A 17630-nucleotide genomic window follows, 5' to 3' on the forward strand; every position below is an offset into this window, starting at 1 on the left:
CGATGACCACCGCCCACGATTTCGTTGCCCATTCCATCGACGGCCGCACCGTGCCGCTGAAGGAGTTCGCCGGCAAGGTGCTGCTGGTGGTGAACACCGCCAGCGCCTGCGGCTTCACCCCGCAGTTCGCCGGGCTGGAGGAGCTGCACAAGGCCTACGGGCCGCAGGGCCTGGCCGTGATCGGCTTCCCCTGCAACCAGTTCGGCTCGCAGGACCCGGGCAGCAACGACGAGATCGCGCAGTTCTGCCAGCTCAATTACGGCGTCAGCTTCCCGATGATGGCCAAGGTGGACGTCAACGGCCCGGCCGCCGACCCGCTGTTCGAGTGGCTGCGCACCGAGGCGCCCGGCCTGCTTGGCAGCAAGGCGATCAAGTGGAACTTCACCAAGTTCCTGGTCGGCAAAGACGGCCGCGTGATCAGGCGCTACGCGCCCCTGGACAAGCCGGAGTCGCTCAAGGGCGACATCGAGGCGGCGCTGGCCGCGGCCTGAGTCCGCTTCAGCCCGAACAGCGGCCGCAGCCAGTCCACCCGCCGCACGGCGCTGGTCACGCCCCAGCATCCCAGCACCGTCCCCGCCAGCAGCAGCGCCGGCTCCAGCACCGGCCCCAGCGCCAGCGGCGCCAGCCAGACCACCAGCACGATGATCACGCTCTGGTGCAGGATGTACCAGGGATAGACCGACTCGTTGGCCCAGTGCAGCCAGGGCCACGGCCGGTTCAGCTTGAGGTGGGCCCAGCCCAGGATGGCCAGGATGGTGCTCCACAGGTACAGATCGGCCAGCAGCCGCAGCGCGAGTCCGCCCGCGGGCATTTGCACCAGGCCGCTGCCGCGCGCCAGCACGATGGCGGCCAGCAGGCCCAGCGAGGCGGCCAGCGTCCGGCGGCGCAGGCGCGTGGCCTCGCGCCAGAAGCCGGCGTCCAGCCCGATCCAGTTGCCGTACAGGAACAGCGTGAAGTAGACGGCATGCAGCCAGCCGTCGTGGATCAGGTCGTGGCGGGCGGGAAAGCGCGGCCACAGCGCCAGGCTGTAGGCCAGCAGCGGCAGCGCCGGCACCAGCACCAGGGCCGCGCCGCGCAGCCCGACGAAGGCGTTGCGCAGGCGCCGGCCGGCGGCAGAACGCAGCAGCGGCAGCGCCAGCGTGACCAGTGCGGTATAGGCCCAGAGATAGGGCAGGTACCAGAGGTGGTTCCAGGTCACGCCGAAGTCGGAACCGTCGAAGGCGCCGCGCGGCCACGGCCCGCCGCTGAAATAGCGCAGCAGGAAGGCGCCGAAGCCCGGCTCGACGAGGCCCTTGGCCAGCATCTGGGCGTAGGGCTGGAACGGCACGATCACCGCCATCGCGAACGCCAGCGGCAGCAGCAGCCGCACGCTGCGCTGGCGCAGCAGCGCGCCGGGCGGCTGGCCGCGCTGCAGGAAGCCGAAGGCCAGCCCGGAGATCAGGAACACCAGGTCCATCCGCCAGAGGTTGAGCGCCCGCATCGGCCACTGCAGCCACTGGGCCGCGTGCGGGCTCTTCACGTGCCAGTCCCAGCCGGCGACGTAATACATGGCGAGGTGGTACAGGATGACGAGGGCGAATGCCAGGGCGCGCAGGGCATCGATGTCGTGGCGGCGGTTCATGGGCTTTTCCTTTCGGCGAAGGCCCGCATGGTGGCCGCGCCGGCCGCTGGGCCGGGCCGCCAGGGGACGGCGGCCGCCGTTTTTGTGACGAGCGGCGCCATCGCGGGACGAAACCCCGGGGCCATCCCACTAGACTCGCTGCCATGTTCGATCCCCCGTCCGACTGGCTGGCGCGCTACCAGCCCTGGCGCCGCCAGGCCGAGATCGGCTTCTGGGTTGCGGTGCTGCTGATGCAGCTGGTGTTCAACACCACCGTCACGCTGATCGACGCCCGCCGCGCGGGCATCGCCCTGCCGCTGTGGGAGCCGCTGGTGTGGGAAGCGACCAGCAACCTGGTGGTCGGCCTGCTGATCCCGGCGGTGGCGGCCTTCGAACGGCGCTTTCCGCTGCGCTGGTCGACCGTGGTGCGCAACTTGCCGGCCCACCTGGGCGGCAGCGTCGCGTTCTGCCTGGCCCACGTGGCGGCCATCCTGGCGCTGCGCTATGCCATCTACCCGCTGCTGGGCGGCAGCTACCGGCCCGGCAGCCTGGGCACCCAGCTGCTGTACGAGTACCTCAAGGACGTCCGCAGTTACGTCCTGATCATGGCGGCGATCCTGGGCTACCGCTTCCTGCTGCTGCGCGCCCAGGGCGAGGCCCGGGTGCTGGACGCCGCCGACCCGCCGGCCGGCGCCGCGCCGGCGCCGCCGGGCCCGGCGCTGGCGCCGGCCCGTCCCGAGCGCTTCCTGGTGCGCAAGCTGCGCAAGGAATTCCTGATCGCCGCCGGCGAGATCGAGTGGCTGCAGGCGCAAGGCAACTATGTCGGCCTGCACGTCAACGGCCACGACTACCTGCTGCGCTCCACGCTGTCGGACTTCCTGGAGCAGCTGGACCCGGCCCGCTTCGCCCGCGTGCACCGCAGCTTTGCGGTCAACCTGGACCGGGTGGCCGAGATCGAACCGACCGACGGCGGCGACGCCCGGCTGAAGATGAAGGACGGCTCGCAGGTGCCATGCAGCCGCCGCTACCGCGACGCCCTGGCCGGCCCCGTGGCCATCGCCTGAACGGCGCCGCCTTCGTCCTGCAGCCGCACGCCCTTGAGCCGGGCGAGGTCGGCCAGCGTGCGGCCCGGCTCGTCGCGAAAGCGCTCCTGCAGCACCTGCACCGACTGCATGCGGTCGATCCGGAAGCTGCGGAAGTCGTTGCGCTGCTCGCACCACGCCGCCAGCGTCCAGACCTTGCCCCAGTAGAAGCAGCCCAGCGGGCGCAAGGTGCGCTCGCTGGCCCGCTCGCCGAGGTCGGTGTATTGCACCCGCACCTTGCAGCGCTCCTGCACGGCTTCGCGCAACTCCTGCAAGGTCCGCTGCACGTCGGCCGGCAGGCCCACCGGCGGCGCGTACACCGCCAGCGCCTGCGCGGCGGCCCGCGCCCCGGCCGGCAGCACCGGCAGGATCTTGCCCAGCGCCTCCTGCGCCGCCTGGGCCAGCGCCGGGTCCAGCCAGCTTTGCGCCAGCCGCACCGACGCGACCAGCGCCTTGGCTTCGTCCTGGGTGAACATCAGCGGCGGCAGCTCGAAGCCGGCGCCCAGCCGGTAGCCGACGCCGGCCTCGCCGTCGATCGGCACGCCCTGGTGCTGCAGGTCCGCCACGTCGCGGTAGACCGTGCGCTCCGACACCTGCAGCCGCTGCGCCAGCCAGGCGGCCGTGGTCAGGCGCCGCCCGCGAATCAGCTGGACGAGGTGGAACAGGCGGTCGGCGCGGCGCATGGACTTACGGAAAATACAGCATCGCCGGCGCGACGCCCATCGCCTGCGCGACCAGGAGCATGTCGTGGTCGTCGACCTCGAACAGCCCGAACCGGAACTTCGACCCCCAATGGCGGCGGTCGTCGACGAAATGGAAGCGGTCCAGCAGCGGCTCGATCGGCGCCTCCTGCGCCGGCAGGTAGCCGACGTCGCGCCGCCACGGCACGAAGCCGCCGCCCATGTCGAAGGCATAGGGCTGGCCCGGGGCGGCGATGCCGATCGACACGAAGCTCTGGAGCCGGTCCTTGCCGCCAGGGGCGAGCGCCGGCGCGTAGTAGGCGACGCGGTCGCCGGGCTGCACCCGCCTGAGCGGCGGCAGCTTGCCGTGGCCCACCTGCAGGAAGCCCGGCGGCCGGTGGTCGCGGCCCCGCCGCGCATGCTCGGCGCTGGCAACGGCGATCCAGTTCTTCGTCGCCATCCGCCTCACGCCAGCGAGTGAATGCCGACGCGATTGCCTTCCGTGTCCAGCACATGGGCGAAGAAGCCCATGCCGTCGGGCAGCGCCGTCTTGCCCAGCAGCACCTTGCCGCCGGCGCGTTGCGCGCGCTCCAGCCAGGCGTCGATGGCCGGCGCCGCGTTCAGGTAGACGATCGCGCCCTGGTCCGACGGCCTGGCCTGCGGGGCGCGCAGCAGCGCGCCCTTGACGGCGGCCTCGTCCTTCACCGGGAAGACCGCCAGTTCCTGGCCCGGGCCGCCGAAGGCCTCGCGCCGCAGCTTGCCGCCCGATGCGGTCTCGTAGAAGCGGATCGCCCGGTCCATGTCGGCGACGGGGATCTCGAACCAGTTCAATGCGTGTTCCATGTCAGCTCCTTGTTGTGGAGCAGTGACTGTGCGCGGCCCCTCCTGACAGGGTTGTGTCAGGAGACTGGCAGCGCGGCGTCCAGCACCTCCACCCAGTGCCTGACCGGCGTCGCCGTGCCGCTTTGCAGGTGGGCGATGCAGCCGACGTTGGCGGAGATGATGGCCGCCGGCTCCAGCTCGCCGAGGTGGCCCAGCTTGCGGTCGCGCAACTGCTTGGCGATCTCGGGATGCAGCACCGAGTAGGTGCCCGCCGAGCCGCAGCACAGGTGCGGCTCGCCCGGCGCCACGCGCACGGTGAAGCCCAGTTCGCCCAGCCAGCGCTCGACGCCGCCGCGCAACTGCTGGCCGTGCTGCAGGCTGCACGGCGGGTGGAAAGCGAGCATCTCCGGCGACGGCTTCACCTTGCCCTGCAACGCCTGCGCGATGTCTGGCAGCAGCTCGCTCAGGTCGCGCGTCAGCGCGCCGATCCGCGCCGCTTTGTCGGCATAGGCCGGGTCGTGCTGCAGGTGATGGCCGTACTCGCGCACCGTCACGCCGCAGCCGGAGGCATTCATCACGATCGCCTCCACCTCGCCGCGCTCGACCAGCGGCCACCAGGCATCGATGTTGTTGCGCATGTGGGCCAGGCCGCCGGCCTGGTCGTTCAGGTGGAACTTGACGGCGCCGCAGCAGCCCGCGGACGGCGCCACCAGCGTCTGGATGCCGGCGGCGTCGAGCACCCGCGCCGTCGCGGTGTTGACGTTGGGCATCATCGACGGCTGCACGCAGCCGGCCAGCAGCAGCACCTTGCGCGCGTGCTCGCGCGTCGGCCAGCGGCCGGCCTCCTGCCGGGGCGGCACCTTGTCCTTGAGCGCCCCGGGCAGCAGCGGGCGCAGCGCCTGGCCCAGCTTCATCGCCGGGGCGAACAGCGGCGAGGTCAGGCCTTCCTTCAGGACCCAGCGCAGCGCCTTGGAGCCGGCGCCGCGATCGACCTTGCGCTCCATGATGGCGCGGCCGATGTCGGCCAGCGCGCCGTACTGCACGCCGCTGGGGCAGGTGCTTTCGCAGTTGCGGCAGGTCAGGCAGCGGTCCAGGTGCAGTTGTGTGCTGCGGGTGGGCTGCTCGCCTTCCAGCATCTGCTTGATCAGGTAGATGCGGCCGCGCGGGCCGTCGAGCTCGTCGCCCAGCAGCTGGTAGGTCGGGCAGGTGGCGGTGCAGAAGCCGCAGTGCACGCACTTGCGCAGGATGGCTTCGGCCTCGCGGCCTTCGGCGGTGTCCCTGAATTCGGGGGAAAGATTGGTCTGCATCAGGACTCTGGAAAGAGCCGGCCGCGGTTGAAGATGCCGGCGGGATCGAATTCGCGCTTGAGCTCGCGGTGGATGCGCAGCAGCACGGGATCGAGCGGCTGGAAGCGATCGGCCGCCGGTGCCTGCTGGCCATCGACCGCGCGGAACAGCGTCGCATGGCCGCCGGCCGCCCTGGCGAGCTGCCGCAGCCGCTCACCCTGGCCCGGAGCCACGCGCACCCAGCGCTGCCCGCCGTGCCATTCGACCAGCGGGGCCTCGGGCAGCTCCAGCACCGGCGCGGTCTGCGCGACCGACAGCCGCCAGAGCTCGCGCGCGCCGCGCTCGAGGAACCAGGGCAGCTGCTGCTCGCGGCACAGGGTCCAGTCGGCGGCGACCTGCGCGCTGGCCTGGCGCTCGCCACCGAGCTTGCGGCAGGCCGCATCGACCGCCGCCACCGCGCCGCGCAGCCGCAGGTAGAGCGTGCCGACGCCGCCGTCCTCGACCCAGCAGCTGGCGTTGAGCGGCAGCGGCTGGCCGCCCCATTCGTTCAAGCGGCGCAAAGCCTCGGCCTGCGGCGTCTCGAACTTCAGCGTGGCCTCGGCCGGCGCGACCGGCAGCACCTTCAGGCTGACGTCTACGATCAGGCCCAGGGCGCCGAGCGATCCGGCGATCAGGCGCGACACGTCGTAGCCGGCCACGTTCTTCATCACCTGCCCGCCGAAGGTCAGCAGCTCGCCGCGGCCGTTGAGCATGGTCACGCCCAGCACGTAGTCGCGCACCGAGCCGACGCTGGCGCGCGCGGGGCCCGACAGGCCGGATGCAACCATGCCGCCGACCGTCGCGCCCGGGCCGAAGTGCGGCGGCTCGAAGGGCAGGCACTGGCCCCTGGAGGCCAGCAGGGCCTCCAGTTCGGCCAGCGGCGTGCCGGCGCGGGCCGTGACGACCAGTTCGCTGGGCTCGTAGCTGGTGATGCCGGCCAGGCCGCGGGTCTCCAGCGGCTCGCCCGCGGGCGGCCCGCCGTAGAAATCCTTGGTCGCGCCGCCGCGGATGCGCAGCGCCGTGCCGGCGGCGCTGGCGGCGCGGATGCGGTCGGACAGGAGGGAAGTGGCGGGGTCCATGGGGCGATGGTAAGTCGCATTCCCTCACTTGACCGACGGCGACGCGCCTGCAGGTGTTTCGGACGGGTACAACGCGGGCAGCAGCAGCCTAGCCGCCATCTCGTTGGCGGTGTCGGAAATGTGATCGCCATAGCTGTAGAGGTACTTGCCGTCTCTTGCGACCGGACAGATGTCATGTGGGATGTCGCAAAGGAACGGCGCCATGTCCAGCAGCAGCAGGGCCGGATGCGCCGCTGCGATCCTGTCGAGAGCCGCGCGGTAGTCGCGCGTCGACGCCAGGTGTTTCGCATAGGACAGGTTGCAGCGTTTCCCCGCGGCGACGTCCTTCAACAGCGGCACGCTGAGCATCCGCGCGCAGGTGGAAGGCCGGTCGAACTGTTCCGTGACGGTCGGGTTGTCGATCACGATGACCACCCGTTTGCCCGCCTTCAGCAGTGCAGCGGCCACATGCTCGACGCCTCGCTCGCTGCCCTCTATCTGCACTCCCATCGATCGGGCGGCAAACACCAGCACGACGGTGCGGACCTGGTCGCCCAGCAACGCCTTCAGTGCAAGCTGGTTGCCATGGTCGCAAGCGCCGATGCCGGACGGCAGGTCCGAAGGCACGCAACCCGGGTTGGCGAGCAGCAGCCAGCGCGAGCGCCAGGTCCAGTGACTCTCGCGCAGCAGCCCCCAGTAAAGCGCATGGGCCTTGCTGTCGCCCCACACTGCCGCGTCCGACGGCCCGTCCGCGTCCTGCGAGCAGAACTGGAACGCCCCGGTGCCGCCGTTGACCAGGCAACCGTCGACCGCCAATTCCTTGCCGCGCCCGAGCTTGGCAGTGGCCGCCTTGCCGTTCGCCACCACCACCTGGCGTCCGGGAACGCCTTCGTCCACTTGCAGCAACGCGCCCAAAGCGACGGAGAGCGCAAGCGCCGCCACGCACAGCATGGTGGCCTTCCGCGCAGGGAATGCGCGGCGTACCGGACGCTCGACAAACCGGTAGGTGAGATCGGCCAGGCCCACGGCGACGACGATCGATACCAGTGTGTAAGCGATGGCAGGATCGGCCGGGTCGCCCACCAGGTTGCGGAACGCCAACAGCGGCCAGTGCCACAGGTAGAGGGGATAACTGATGCTGCCCAGCCACCGCATCGGCGCGGCCGACAGCAGGGCGGCGGCAGGTCCTTCGCCGCCCGACACCGCAAGCGCGGCGCCCACCACCGGCAGCACCATGTCGAGCCTGACCGCAGAACTTGTCCCGGTTCCGATGCACAGGCCAACCAGCATCAACGCCAGGCCGACGGTGGAGCGCAGGCTCGCCGACATCAGCACCGGACGGGAAGGACCGCTGCTGCGCGGCATCGCCAGGTAGGCGCCGACGAGCAATTCCCAGCCCCTGCTCAGGGGACTGTAGAAGGCAAGCACCGGGTCGTGGACAGCCCACCAGCCGGCCAGTGCGAACGACACCACCGCGATCACCAACACCACCGCGCGCCGGTACTGCCACCCTCCCAGCAACATGAACAGCAACGGCCAGCAGAGGTAGAACTGCTCCTCCACCCCGAGCGACCACAAGTGCATCAGCGGATTGCGCGAGGTTGCCGCGTCGAAGTAGCCCGACTGGTTCATCAGCTGCAGGTTGGCCACCGACAGGCCGCCGGCCACCGCCAGCCGGCCGGCCGCCGCGAGTTCGTCGGGCAGCAGGACGAACCAGGCCAGGCCGAGCGTCGCCGCCAGTGAGAGTGCCAGCGCGGGGAACAGGCGCCGGACCCGCCGCCCATAGAAGCGGGCGATCGAGAATGAGCCCAGCGCGAGCTCGCGCGCAATCGTCCGCGTGATCACGAAGCCGCTGATCACGAAGAAGATGTCCACGCCAAAGAAACCGGCAGGCAGCAATACGGGGAAGGCGTGAAAGACCACCACGGCTAGCACGGCCAGCGCCCGCAGCCCTTCGATGTCCGTGCGGTATCCGCCTGCCGCATGCGCCGGCACGCCGGCACAAGGGGGAGCAACTGGCGCCGACAGTGTCAGAGAGGGTGGTTGCAGCAAATAGGCGATCAGTCGCCTTGTTGGTGCAACTGCCCGGTCCCCCGCTGATCGGAATACGGGGGTGCGGCCCATCCTACGGGCGACCCTGCCCGGTGTCACCTTCCCGGTGCGCTTGGGGCCGCCCGACTGTTGTGAATTCGCGCCAGCTCAGGTCCGTCGACCCGGTTACTTCGCGCCCAGCCAGGTCAGCAGCTGCTCCAGCCGCTCCTGCCGGCCCGCATCGAAGCCCTGCACGCCCACCGACTTGAGCACTGCGACGTCCTCGGGCGCCGTGCCCATGGCAGTCAGCGCGACCTGGATCTTCGCCACTTCCGGCTCGGACACGCGCTTGCCGGCCACCAGCGGGAAGTAGGGCTGGGGAATGCTCTTGTGCAGCACGCGGAAGCCGCTCTTGTCCAGGCTCTTGGCCGGCCCGGAATAGGACGCGATGCCGCCGACGTCGGCGAACTTGTTGTCCAGGAAAAAGGTGATGGCCGCCTGCTCGCGCACGTACTTCACGTTCTCCTTGGCCAGCACGATGCCGCGGTCGCGCAGTTCGGCGGTGCAGAACTTGGTCATGTAGGAGGCCGTCTCCGGGAACACCCAGCGCTTGCCCTTGGCGTCATCGAGCGTCTTGTACGGCGAGTCCTTGCGCACGACGATCAGGCAGTTGCCGTCCGGCCGGGCCGACACCACGAACTTGTAGCCGTGCTTGGCGACGCCGCGGGCCGGGTAGTCGCTGGGCCGCGCCATCACCAGGTCGAGCCGGCCGGTGGCCATGCCCTCCTCGAGCTGGTCGAACTCGCGCACGAACACCACCTGCACCTTGCGCTTGATCGACTTGCCGATGGTGTCGGCCAGGCCCTGGTACTTGGCGATCGCCTGCGCGTGGTCAAGGCCGCCGGAGGTGCCCTCGCTGATGCCCAGGGTCAGCGCATCTTCGGCCCGGGCGCCGACGACGGCGGCGGTCAGCGCCAGCGCGAGCAGCAGCGGCCCGCGCAAATTCAATGTCTTCCTCACCCCGTCTCCCTTGTGGATCGCAAACAACCCGATCGCAGCCACAGGCTGCCTGTGGCAGATGATGCATGGAACCGGGATTGGCCGATTAAGAAATTGGCTGGTGGGACGGGCACGCCGACCAACATGGAAAACGCGCAGGATCCGTTCGAACTGCTGGCCGGCCGTTTGTCGCGGGCGACCCCCCGCGCGAGATCGGACGTCGGACGCAGGCGTCGCGACGCTCTCGGGGCCAGTCGACTCGCTTCGAACCGGCGATCGGGTCAGTCGGTCGAAGCCGGGGCCGGGGCCGGGGCCGGGACCAGCGCCCCCGGGATGGCGGCCGGAGCGTCCGGTTCGGACGCAATTGCCGCCACCCCGGCGCCGGTCTGGGCCTTGGAGATGGAGACCACGGCCTGCAGGAACTGCAGGTAGATCTGCCGTTCCGTTGCAGGATCCGCGTTGGTGTTGCTGGCCAGCTCGCAAGCACGGTACATGAGCTCGCGGGCGACCAGCACGGCCGGATTCCTGCCGCCAAGGTCCACGGCTCCGGCGGTCTTGCCCTCGCCGATGCCGGCACCGACGCCACGCAGGGGGGCCCCGACATTGAAGCCCTCGCCACTGGTCGTGACCGAGTCGGACCCGGGCCCGCGGCAGAAGCGCTCCGTGGTTCCGCGATCTTTCAGGTAAGTCAGTTGCCGGCTCGCGTCCGACGCGATGACGTCGATGCCGGCGCGGTCGATCACGGTCTCGGAATGACCCGAGAGTCGCGGGACTTGAGCGCAGCCGCCAAGGGCGAACGCGATCACGGCGGCGGCTGGAAGAAAAGTGGATTTCATGGTTGGACCGGCTTCTCAGTGCTTGAACTGCGCTGGCAGCTGAGGGTAGTGCATCTGGAGCGCGTAATCAGCGACGATCAGTCCACCGGCGACGACCAGGTGCCGCGCCGGGTTGCCGTTCCATGCAGCGTTGGTGGAAATGTGATGCATGCCACCGCTGTAATAGCCCATTCTGACGGCGCTGACCGTCGCCGGGCCTCCATCGCCCGTCATCAGGGCCTGGCCGGCCACCAGCTGGCGTGCGAGGATGAGTTTGCCGGTCGCCAGCAGAAACGCCTGGTTCCGAGTGGCGATGAGTAGTCGCTGCTCGCCGTACCTGACGAAGACCATCTCTTGGGTCGAACCTCTTCTATCCGGGAGGATGCCGTAGCTGAATTTCACCGGAACCGGTTCGAGCGACGCCGAACTTCCCCATCCTCGCGCCAGCACCTTGTCTCCCGCAACGATCGACGCGATGGTCTTGACTCCTTCCGGAACGGCCATCGGCGTGTCATTTGCCATTTGGGCCCACGCAAAGGCCGGAATGAACTGGCCGGCAAGCAGGCATAACAGCAGCGGGATCTTCTTCATGTTGGCCATCTTTCTGAACTTCGCGCCCGAAGGGGATGCAGGGGCAGTCGATTAGGCGCGGACCGCCGGACCTTGGGAACCGGCTTCTACCCTAGTCGGCAAACAGATTGGCCGGCAGGCCCGCGACCTCGACCCGCATCGAGAACACACAGCCCGAACCAGGAAAGCGCTCCAGCTCATTGGCGGGCCGCTTGTCCCTGGCCGTCGTCACGAACAGCGTCCTGAGGTCCGGCCCGCCGAAGCAGGGCATGGTCGGACACGTCGCCGGCACGGCGATGTCCTGCAGCAGCTCGCCGGCCGGCGACAGCTGCAGCAGCCGGCCGCCTTCGTACATCGCGCACCAGTAGTTGCCTTGCGAATCGACCGCGGCGCCGTCGGGCCGGCCGCCGTAGCCGCCGTCGCCGGGCTGCCAGCCGGCGGGCTTGCCGGGGAATTGCTTGAAGATGCGGTGCCGCGTCATCGCGTTGCTGTCCGCGTCCCAATCCCACGCCTGGATGGCATGGCTGGGGGTGTCGGTCCAGTACATGGTCTTGCGGTCCGGCGACCATGCAAGGCCATTGGCGGTGGTCGCGTCCTGCGCCTTGGTCTGGACCAGCGGCCGGCCGCCCTGGCCGTTGCCGGGCCGGCAATCGACGCTGTAAAGCCGCGCCATGGGTGCGTCGCGGGGCTCGTAGAGCGTGCCGGCCCAGAACCGGCCCAGCGGGTCGGCCTTGCCGTCGTTGAAGCGCGTGGTGCGCGGATCGTGGTCGCAGCGGGCGATCAGCGCCAGCTCCCCGCCCCAGGTGCGGGCCCGGTAGATGCCGTCGCGCAGCGCGATCACCAGCCCGCCGGAGTGCGCCGGCGCGATGCAGCCCGGCTCGCTGGGCATGGGCCAGCTTTCCACCGCGCCGCCGCGGGTGTCGCAGCGCCGGACCTGCTGCGCCGGAATGTCGACCCAGTAAAGCAGGCGCTCCCGGGGATGCCAGAACGGCGACTCGCCCAGCCGGTCCGGCTGCGCCACCGCGAGCTGCCAGGCCTGTCCTGAGCCTGTCGAAGCAGTCGTCACGCGCGCTTCACCTCGATGCTCATTTGCGCCGTGAGGGTTTCGCCGGGCTGCAGGACATGCAGGCCGAGCGCGATCCCGTCGGCGCCGGCCGCGACCAGGTTGATCGCGTTGTTGACGTGGCTCACCGGCTCGATGGCGATGGTGTCGCGGCTGCCGTTGGTGAAGACCACCAGCCGCTGCAGGTTGGAGCGGATGGTGGTGTGCAGCACGGCGTCGCGCAGGCTGGCGACGCCGCCCCAGCCGTCGAAGCAATGGTCCACGTCGAGCGCCGCGCACTCGGCGTCCAGGCCGGGCGACGGGCTGCGGGTGGTCGGCAGCTTGTCGGGGCCCATCTCCCAGCGTCCGCCGGCAGCGAAGGCGATGCGGCTGCCGGGCCGCTTGACGAAATACGGGTGCCAGCCCAGGCCGGCGGGCGCCGCCTCGTGCGACTGGTTGGTCAGCGACAGCGTCATCTCCAGCGCCTTGCCGCGCAGCCGCAGCACCTGCGAGCTGTCGAAGGCGAACGGCCAGGCGGCGTCGGCGCGGTGTTCATAGGCCAGCATCGCAAAGCTGTCGTCGCTGTCCAGCACGGTCCAGGGCCGCTGCCAGCCGACACCGTGGATGGCATGCGGCTCGGGCGCGTTGTTGTTCACCAGCGGATGGCTGGTGCCCTGCCACAGCAGGGTGGCGCGTTCGACGCGGTTGGAAAAAGGCACCAGCGGATAGCTGCCGGATTGCCGGGCCGACGCCGGCGGCTGCTCGCTCGAGCGCAGCACCGGAACGCCGTCCAGCCACAGGCCGGCGATGCAGCCGCCCAGCTGCTGCGCGATCGCGCACACCAGCCCCTCGGATTCCAGACGGATCATGTGATGTCTCCTGGCGGCATTGTGCCCGCCCGCGGTCATGCCGGGCTTGACCCGGCATCCAGGCGTTGAAAGCCAATACCGTCGGTCAAGAAAGCGGGTCGCTTCCCTCATTTGAGCGGCGGTATTTGGGCCGTTGCGTCCGGGTCCCGGCGCGGAGGCCGGGACGGCGGCCCGCAAAAAAAGCCCGCAGGGCTTGCGCGCTGCGGGCTCAACATCCAAAGGAGACTTGCAATTGCCCACTGAAGCGGCGCCCTGGCGGCGCCGCCCAGGTGCCCGGATCAGCGGTTGTACGCCGTTTCGCCGTGCGAGCTGATGTCCAGGCCTTCCCGCTCTTCCTCTTCGGAGACGCGCAGGCCGATCACCAGGTCGACGATCTTGTAGGCGATGAAGGCGACGACGCCGGACCACACCACCGTGGTCAGCACGGCCTGGAGCTGGATCCAGACCTGGCCGCCGATCGAGTAGTCGGGCGACGCCTTGTTGGCCACGTAATCGTAGATGCCGACGCCGCCCAAGGAAGGCGACGCGAACACGCCGGTCAGCAGCGCGCCCAGGATCCCGCCGACACCGTGCACGCCGAACACGTCCAGCGAGTCGTCGGCGCCCAGCAGGCGCTTGAGCCCGTTGACGCCCCACAGGCAGACCAGGCCGGCCAGCAACCCCATCACGATGGCGCCCATCGGGCCGACGAAGCCGCAGGCCGGGGTGATCGCCACCAGGCCGGCGACGGCGCCGGAGGCGGCGCCCAGCATCGAGGCCTTGCCCTTGGACAGCGCCTCGCCGCCGATCCAGGCCAGCGTGGCAGCGGCCGTGGCCACCAGCGTGTTCATGAAGGCCAGCGCGGCGCTGCCGTTGGCCTCCAGGTTGGAGCCGGCGTTGAAACCGAACCAGCCCACCCACAGCAGCGCGGCACCGACCATGGTCAGCGTCAGGCTGTGCGGCGCCAGCGATTCCTTGCCGTAGCCGACCCGCTTGCCCAGCACGAAGGCGCCCACCAGGCCGGCGATACCGGCATTGATGTGCACCACGGTGCCGCCGGCGAAGTCCAGCGCGCCCTTGGCCCAGAGCCAGCCGCCGGCGGCGGTGACCTTCTCCAGCGACGCCGCATCGGTGATGCCGTCCGGGCCGTCCCAGTACCAGACCATGTGGGCGATCGGCAGGTAGCTGAACGTGAACCAGATCGCGCAGAACAGCAGCACCGCGGAGAACTTGATCCGCTCGGCGAAGGAGCCGACGATCAGCGCGCAGGTGATGGCGGCGAAGGTGGCCTGGAATCCGACGTAGGTCAGCTCCGGGATCACCACGCCCTTGCTGAAGGTGGCCGCCACCGAGTCCGGCGTGACGCCCTTCAGGAAGATCTTGTCCAGGCTTCCCATGAACGGATTGCCGGCGGTGAACGCCACGCTGTACCCGTACAGGACCCACAGCACATAGATCATCGACGTGACGACGAACACCTGCATCAGCACCGACAGCATGTTCTTGCTGCGCACCAGCCCGCCGTAGAACAGCGCCAGGCCGGGGATGGTCATCAGCACCACCAGCACGGTGGCGACCGTCATCCACGCGGTGTCGCCCTTGTTGGGAACGGGCGCGGGCGCGGCTGCGGGTGCCGACGCCACGGCGGCGGGCGCCGCCACCGCAGTTGCGGGGGCAGCGGCCGGAGCCGCCGCCGGAGCGGAAGCCGGTGTGGCGGCAGCGGGTGCGGCCGCCGTCGCGGCAGCGGCGGGCGCGGAGGCATCGGCAGCCGCGGCAGGCGCCTGCGCCTGCACCGCCGCGCCGGCGATCAACAAGCCCAGGCCGAGGCCCAGGCTGGCAAGTAGCTTTCTCATGGTCTCGTTTCTTTCTGCGATGGGTTGGTTAAAGGGCTTCCTTGCCGGTTTCGCCGGTGCGGATGCGCACGACCTGCTCGAGGTCGTAGACGAAGACCTTGCCGTCGCCGATCTTGCCGGTGCGCGCGGCCGCCTCGACCGCCTCGATCACGCGCTCGACCAGGTCGTCGGACACCGCCGCCTCGATCTTCACCTTGGGCAGGAAGTCCACCACGTATTCCGCGCCGCGGTACAGCTCGGTGTGGCCCTTCTGCCGGCCGAAGCCCTTGACCTCGGTCACGGTGATGCCCTGCACGCCGATGCCGGACAGCGCCTCGCGCACTTCGTCCAGCTTGAACGGTTTGATGATGGCCGTTACGAGTTTCATCGTGTTTCTCCTGGGAGCGGTGGAACTAGAAGCTGTACTTCACGCCGGCGACCAGGGAGCTCTTGCCCAGGTTCTTGCCGGACGGCGAGACGTACAGGCCGGAATCCGCGTTGGTGCCGACCAGGGCGAGGCTGGCCGACACGCCGTTGCCGAAGTCCTTGCCCAGCGTCAGCGAGTAATCCGTGTACGAGAAATTGCTGTTGTTCTTGACCTTCTGGTAGCCGATGTGCGGCGTCAGCGACAGGCCCCAGTAGCCGGTGTCGAAGTTGGCGCTCAGCTCCAGGTAATAGCTGTTCTTGCTGTCGGCGAAGCCGAACAGGTTGGACACGGCGTGCGAGTACTTCAGCGTGGCCGGGCCGTAGGTGCCGGCGGCGTACAGCTCGGTGGTGTTGGCGCTGACCGGCAGGTGGTTGCTGAAATACTGGTAGCGCAGCACGCCGAAGTCGTAGCCGATGTCCTTGTAGCTGGTCTTGTAGCCGCCGTAGAAGTCCACCTCGGCGTCGGAGCCGCCGCCCGCATCCTTGATCCACTGGATGGAGGAGGCCCAGGTGCCCAGGTAGAAGCCGCTCTTGTGGGCAAAGTCGATGCCGCCCTGGATGGCCGGATCCAGCCGCGACTGCGAGATGCCGCGGTAGCGGTAGTCGGTGACGGCGCCGACGTTGTACGAGAAGGTGTAGTCGGGCTCCGGCGCCTTGGGCTGGGCGAAGGCGGCGGCGCCGGTCATGGCGAGCATGGCCAAAACGATGATCTGGGTGTTCTTGCTTTGCACGGTTTCTCCTGAGGGTTGAAATGAGGGGACTGGCCGAGCTAAAGCAGGGAGCGTGCCAAAAGTTACAAGGACGCCGCGGCCGTCCACGGTCCGAAGCGGCGCCGCGTTGAAGAGGCCGGCAAGCCGCCGGCAGCGCGCACCAGCGCGGTGCCGGCGGTCGGTGATCGCATGCGCCGCCGGTCAACATGCACCTGTCTGGTGAGGGAGGATCCTGTGAGCCTGTCTTTGGTGCAAAGCCGCGCCCTGCTGGGACTGGATGCGCCGGCCGTGACGGTGGAAGTTCACCTGGCCAATGGCTTGCCGTCGTTCACGCTGGTCGGTTTGGCGGACGTCGAGGTGAAGGAAGCAAGGGAACGGGTGCGCTCGGCCATCCAGAACAGCGGGCTGGAGTTCCCGGCCAACAAGCGCATCACCGTCAACCTGGCGCCGGCCGACCTGCCGAAGGATTCGGGCCGCTTCGACCTGCCGATCGCGCTGGGCCTGCTGGCGGCCAGCGGCCAGGTCGACGGCGCGCGGCTGGCCGGCCATGAATTCGCCGGCGAGCTCTCGCTGTCGGGCGAACTGCGGCCGGTGCGCGGCGCGCTCGCCACCAGCCTGGCGCTGCAGGCGCGCGGCATCTCCACCCGGCTGGTGCTGCCGCCGCGCAGCGCGCAGGAGGCGGCACTGGTGCCGGGCGCGCGCGTCCATTGCGCGGCGCACCTGCTGGACGTGGTGCAGCAGTTCCTGCCGGCGGGCGGCGCCGAGCCGGCGCCGGGCTGGAGCTGCGTGGTGCCCGAAGCGGTGGCGCCGCTGGCGGAGCACCTGGACCTGGCGGATGTGAAGGGCCAGGCCGGCGCCAGGCGGGCGCTGGAGATCGCCGCAGCCGGAGGCCACAGCGTGCTGCTGTCCGGACCGCCGGGCGCCGGCAAGTCGATGCTGGCGCACCGCTTCGCCGGACTGCTGCCGCCGATGACGGTGCAGGAGGCGCTGGAGAGCGCGGCCATCGCCAGCCTGTGCGGGCGCTTCGCGATGGAGCGCTGGTCGCAGCGGCCCACCTGCGCGCCGCACCACTCGGCCAGCGCGGTGGCGCTGGTGGGCGGCGGCTCGCCGCCGCGGCCGGGCGAGATCTCGCTGGCCCACCACGGCGTGCTGTTCCTCGACGAGCTGCCGGAATTTCCGCGCGCCGCGCTGGAGGCCCTGCGCGAGCCGCTGGAGACCGGCCAGATCACGATCGCACGGGCGGCGCGGCGGGAGGAATTTCCGGCGCGCTTCCAGCTGGTTGCCGCGATGAATCCCTGTCCCTGCGGATGGCGCGGCTCGCAGGCCAGGGCCTGCCGCTGCACGCCCGACCAGGTGGCGCGCTACCAGGGCAAGCTCAGTGGCCCGCTGCTGGACCGGATCGACCTGCACGTGGACGTACCGCCGCTGCCGGCCGACGAGCTGATGCGCACGGCGCCAGGCGAACGCACTTCCGATGTGCGCGAGCGCAGCGTGCGTGCGCGCGAACGGGCGCTGCGGCGCCAGGGCAAGGCCAACCACGCGCTGCAGGGACGCGAGATCGACCAGCAGGTGAGGCTCGACCGGGCTGCAGCCGCTTTCCTGCAGGCGGCGTCGGCGCGCCTGGGGTGGAGCGCACGCTCGGCGCACCGCGCGATGAAGGTGGCACGCACCATCGCGGACCTCGCAGGCTGCGATGCAACCGGTGTCGCGCATGTCGCCGAGGCCATCCAATATCGGCGCCTCGCGGTGTGAAGACACACCAGCGTCCGACCCGGCTGGTCGGTAATTCA

Annotated in this window: 18 protein-coding genes; 3 read left to right on the forward strand and 15 right to left on the reverse strand. The window is 69.9% G+C overall.

Annotation, left to right across the window (positions count from 1 at the left end; genetic code table 11):
* The first annotated feature begins 2 nt into the window (after positions 1 to 2).
* A complete protein-coding gene (locus tag ACFPOE_RS03010; RefSeq protein WP_376848508.1) occupies positions 3 to 491 on the forward strand; it encodes a glutathione peroxidase in 489 nt (162 codons plus the stop codon).
* Here ACFPOE_RS03010 and ACFPOE_RS03015 read toward each other — a convergent pair.
* Positions 425 to 1621 carry an acyltransferase family protein gene (locus ACFPOE_RS03015; protein ID WP_376848509.1) on the reverse strand — a complete coding sequence of 399 codons (1197 nt, stop codon included), beginning with the start codon at positions 1619 to 1621 and terminating at the stop codon, positions 425 to 427. The genes ACFPOE_RS03010 and ACFPOE_RS03015 overlap by 67 nt on opposite strands.
* A gap of 143 nt (positions 1622 to 1764) precedes the next feature.
* Here ACFPOE_RS03015 and ACFPOE_RS03020 point away from each other — a divergent pair, with 143 nt between their 5' ends.
* Positions 1765 to 2664, forward strand: coding sequence for a LytTR family DNA-binding domain-containing protein (locus ACFPOE_RS03020; protein WP_376848510.1), 900 nt, complete (start codon positions 1765 to 1767; stop codon positions 2662 to 2664).
* On the opposite strand, the gene ACFPOE_RS03025 is transcribed toward ACFPOE_RS03020, so the two are convergent.
* The 14 genes from ACFPOE_RS03025 to ACFPOE_RS03090 all read right to left on the reverse strand — a co-directional run bounded on the left by ACFPOE_RS03025 (position 2625) and on the right by ACFPOE_RS03090 (position 15861).
* A complete protein-coding gene (locus tag ACFPOE_RS03025) occupies positions 2625 to 3365 on the reverse strand; it encodes a helix-turn-helix transcriptional regulator (RefSeq protein ID WP_376848511.1) in 741 nt (246 codons plus the stop codon). The genes ACFPOE_RS03020 and ACFPOE_RS03025 overlap by 40 nt on opposite strands.
* A 4-nt stretch (positions 3366 to 3369) precedes the next feature.
* The gene (locus tag ACFPOE_RS03030; protein WP_376848512.1) at positions 3370 to 3822 is read right to left on the reverse strand and encodes an EVE domain-containing protein; all 453 of its coding nucleotides are present in this window, start codon (positions 3820 to 3822) and stop codon (positions 3370 to 3372) included.
* Between the two features lie 5 nt (positions 3823 to 3827).
* Positions 3828 to 4205: a VOC family protein gene (locus tag ACFPOE_RS03035; RefSeq protein WP_376848513.1), complete on the reverse strand. Its 378-nt coding sequence runs from the start codon at positions 4203 to 4205 to the stop codon at positions 3828 to 3830.
* 56 nt (positions 4206 to 4261) lie between these two features.
* Positions 4262 to 5491: a glycolate oxidase subunit GlcF gene (gene glcF, locus ACFPOE_RS03040; RefSeq protein ID WP_376848514.1), complete on the reverse strand. Its 1230-nt coding sequence runs from the start codon at positions 5489 to 5491 to the stop codon at positions 4262 to 4264.
* The gene (glcE, locus tag ACFPOE_RS03045; RefSeq protein ID WP_376848515.1) at positions 5491 to 6588 is read right to left on the reverse strand and encodes a glycolate oxidase subunit GlcE; all 1098 of its coding nucleotides are present in this window, start codon (positions 6586 to 6588) and stop codon (positions 5491 to 5493) included. Before glcE ends, glcF begins: the two co-directional genes overlap by 1 nt.
* A gap of 24 nt (positions 6589 to 6612) precedes the next feature.
* Positions 6613 to 8619: an acyltransferase family protein gene (locus ACFPOE_RS03050; RefSeq protein WP_376848516.1), complete on the reverse strand. Its 2007-nt coding sequence runs from the start codon at positions 8617 to 8619 to the stop codon at positions 6613 to 6615.
* 165 nt (positions 8620 to 8784) lie between these two features.
* Positions 8785 to 9618: a phosphate/phosphite/phosphonate ABC transporter substrate-binding protein gene (locus tag ACFPOE_RS03055; protein WP_376848517.1), complete on the reverse strand. Its 834-nt coding sequence runs from the start codon at positions 9616 to 9618 to the stop codon at positions 8785 to 8787.
* 260 nt (positions 9619 to 9878) lie between these two features.
* Positions 9879 to 10433 (reverse strand): hypothetical protein, encoded by a 555-nt coding sequence (locus ACFPOE_RS03060; RefSeq protein WP_376848518.1) that lies wholly within the window; start codon positions 10431 to 10433, stop codon positions 9879 to 9881.
* 15 nt (positions 10434 to 10448) lie between these two features.
* The gene (locus tag ACFPOE_RS03065) at positions 10449 to 11003 is read right to left on the reverse strand and encodes a hypothetical protein (RefSeq protein ID WP_376848519.1); all 555 of its coding nucleotides are present in this window, start codon (positions 11001 to 11003) and stop codon (positions 10449 to 10451) included.
* A gap of 91 nt (positions 11004 to 11094) precedes the next feature.
* On the reverse strand, positions 11095 to 12048 hold the full coding sequence (locus ACFPOE_RS03070) for an SMP-30/gluconolactonase/LRE family protein (RefSeq protein ID WP_376848520.1): 954 nt from the start codon (positions 12046 to 12048) through the stop codon (positions 11095 to 11097).
* Positions 12045 to 12893 carry an aldose 1-epimerase gene (locus tag ACFPOE_RS03075; protein ID WP_376848521.1) on the reverse strand — a complete coding sequence of 283 codons (849 nt, stop codon included), beginning with the start codon at positions 12891 to 12893 and terminating at the stop codon, positions 12045 to 12047. The genes ACFPOE_RS03070 and ACFPOE_RS03075 overlap by 4 nt, the downstream gene beginning before the upstream one ends.
* Before the next feature lie 278 nt (positions 12894 to 13171).
* Entirely contained in the window at positions 13172 to 14725 is a 1554-nt protein-coding gene (locus ACFPOE_RS03080; protein WP_376848522.1) for an ammonium transporter, read from the reverse strand.
* Positions 14726 to 14753: 28 nt separating this feature from the next.
* Positions 14754 to 15092, reverse strand: coding sequence for a P-II family nitrogen regulator (gene glnK / locus ACFPOE_RS03085; RefSeq protein ID WP_376848523.1), 339 nt, complete (start codon positions 15090 to 15092; stop codon positions 14754 to 14756).
* Between the two features lie 25 nt (positions 15093 to 15117).
* Positions 15118 to 15861, reverse strand: coding sequence for a TorF family putative porin (locus ACFPOE_RS03090; RefSeq protein WP_376848524.1), 744 nt, complete (start codon positions 15859 to 15861; stop codon positions 15118 to 15120).
* 213 nt (positions 15862 to 16074) lie between these two features.
* On the opposite strand from ACFPOE_RS03090, the gene ACFPOE_RS03095 reads away from it, so the two are divergent.
* Positions 16075 to 17592 carry a YifB family Mg chelatase-like AAA ATPase gene (locus tag ACFPOE_RS03095; protein ID WP_376848525.1) on the forward strand — a complete coding sequence of 506 codons (1518 nt, stop codon included), beginning with the start codon at positions 16075 to 16077 and terminating at the stop codon, positions 17590 to 17592.
* The last annotated feature ends 38 nt before the right edge of the window (positions 17593 to 17630 follow it).

This window comes from Caenimonas terrae, assembly GCF_042655405.1.
GTDB lineage: Bacteria > Pseudomonadota > Gammaproteobacteria > Burkholderiales > Burkholderiaceae_C > Ramlibacter > Ramlibacter terrae_A.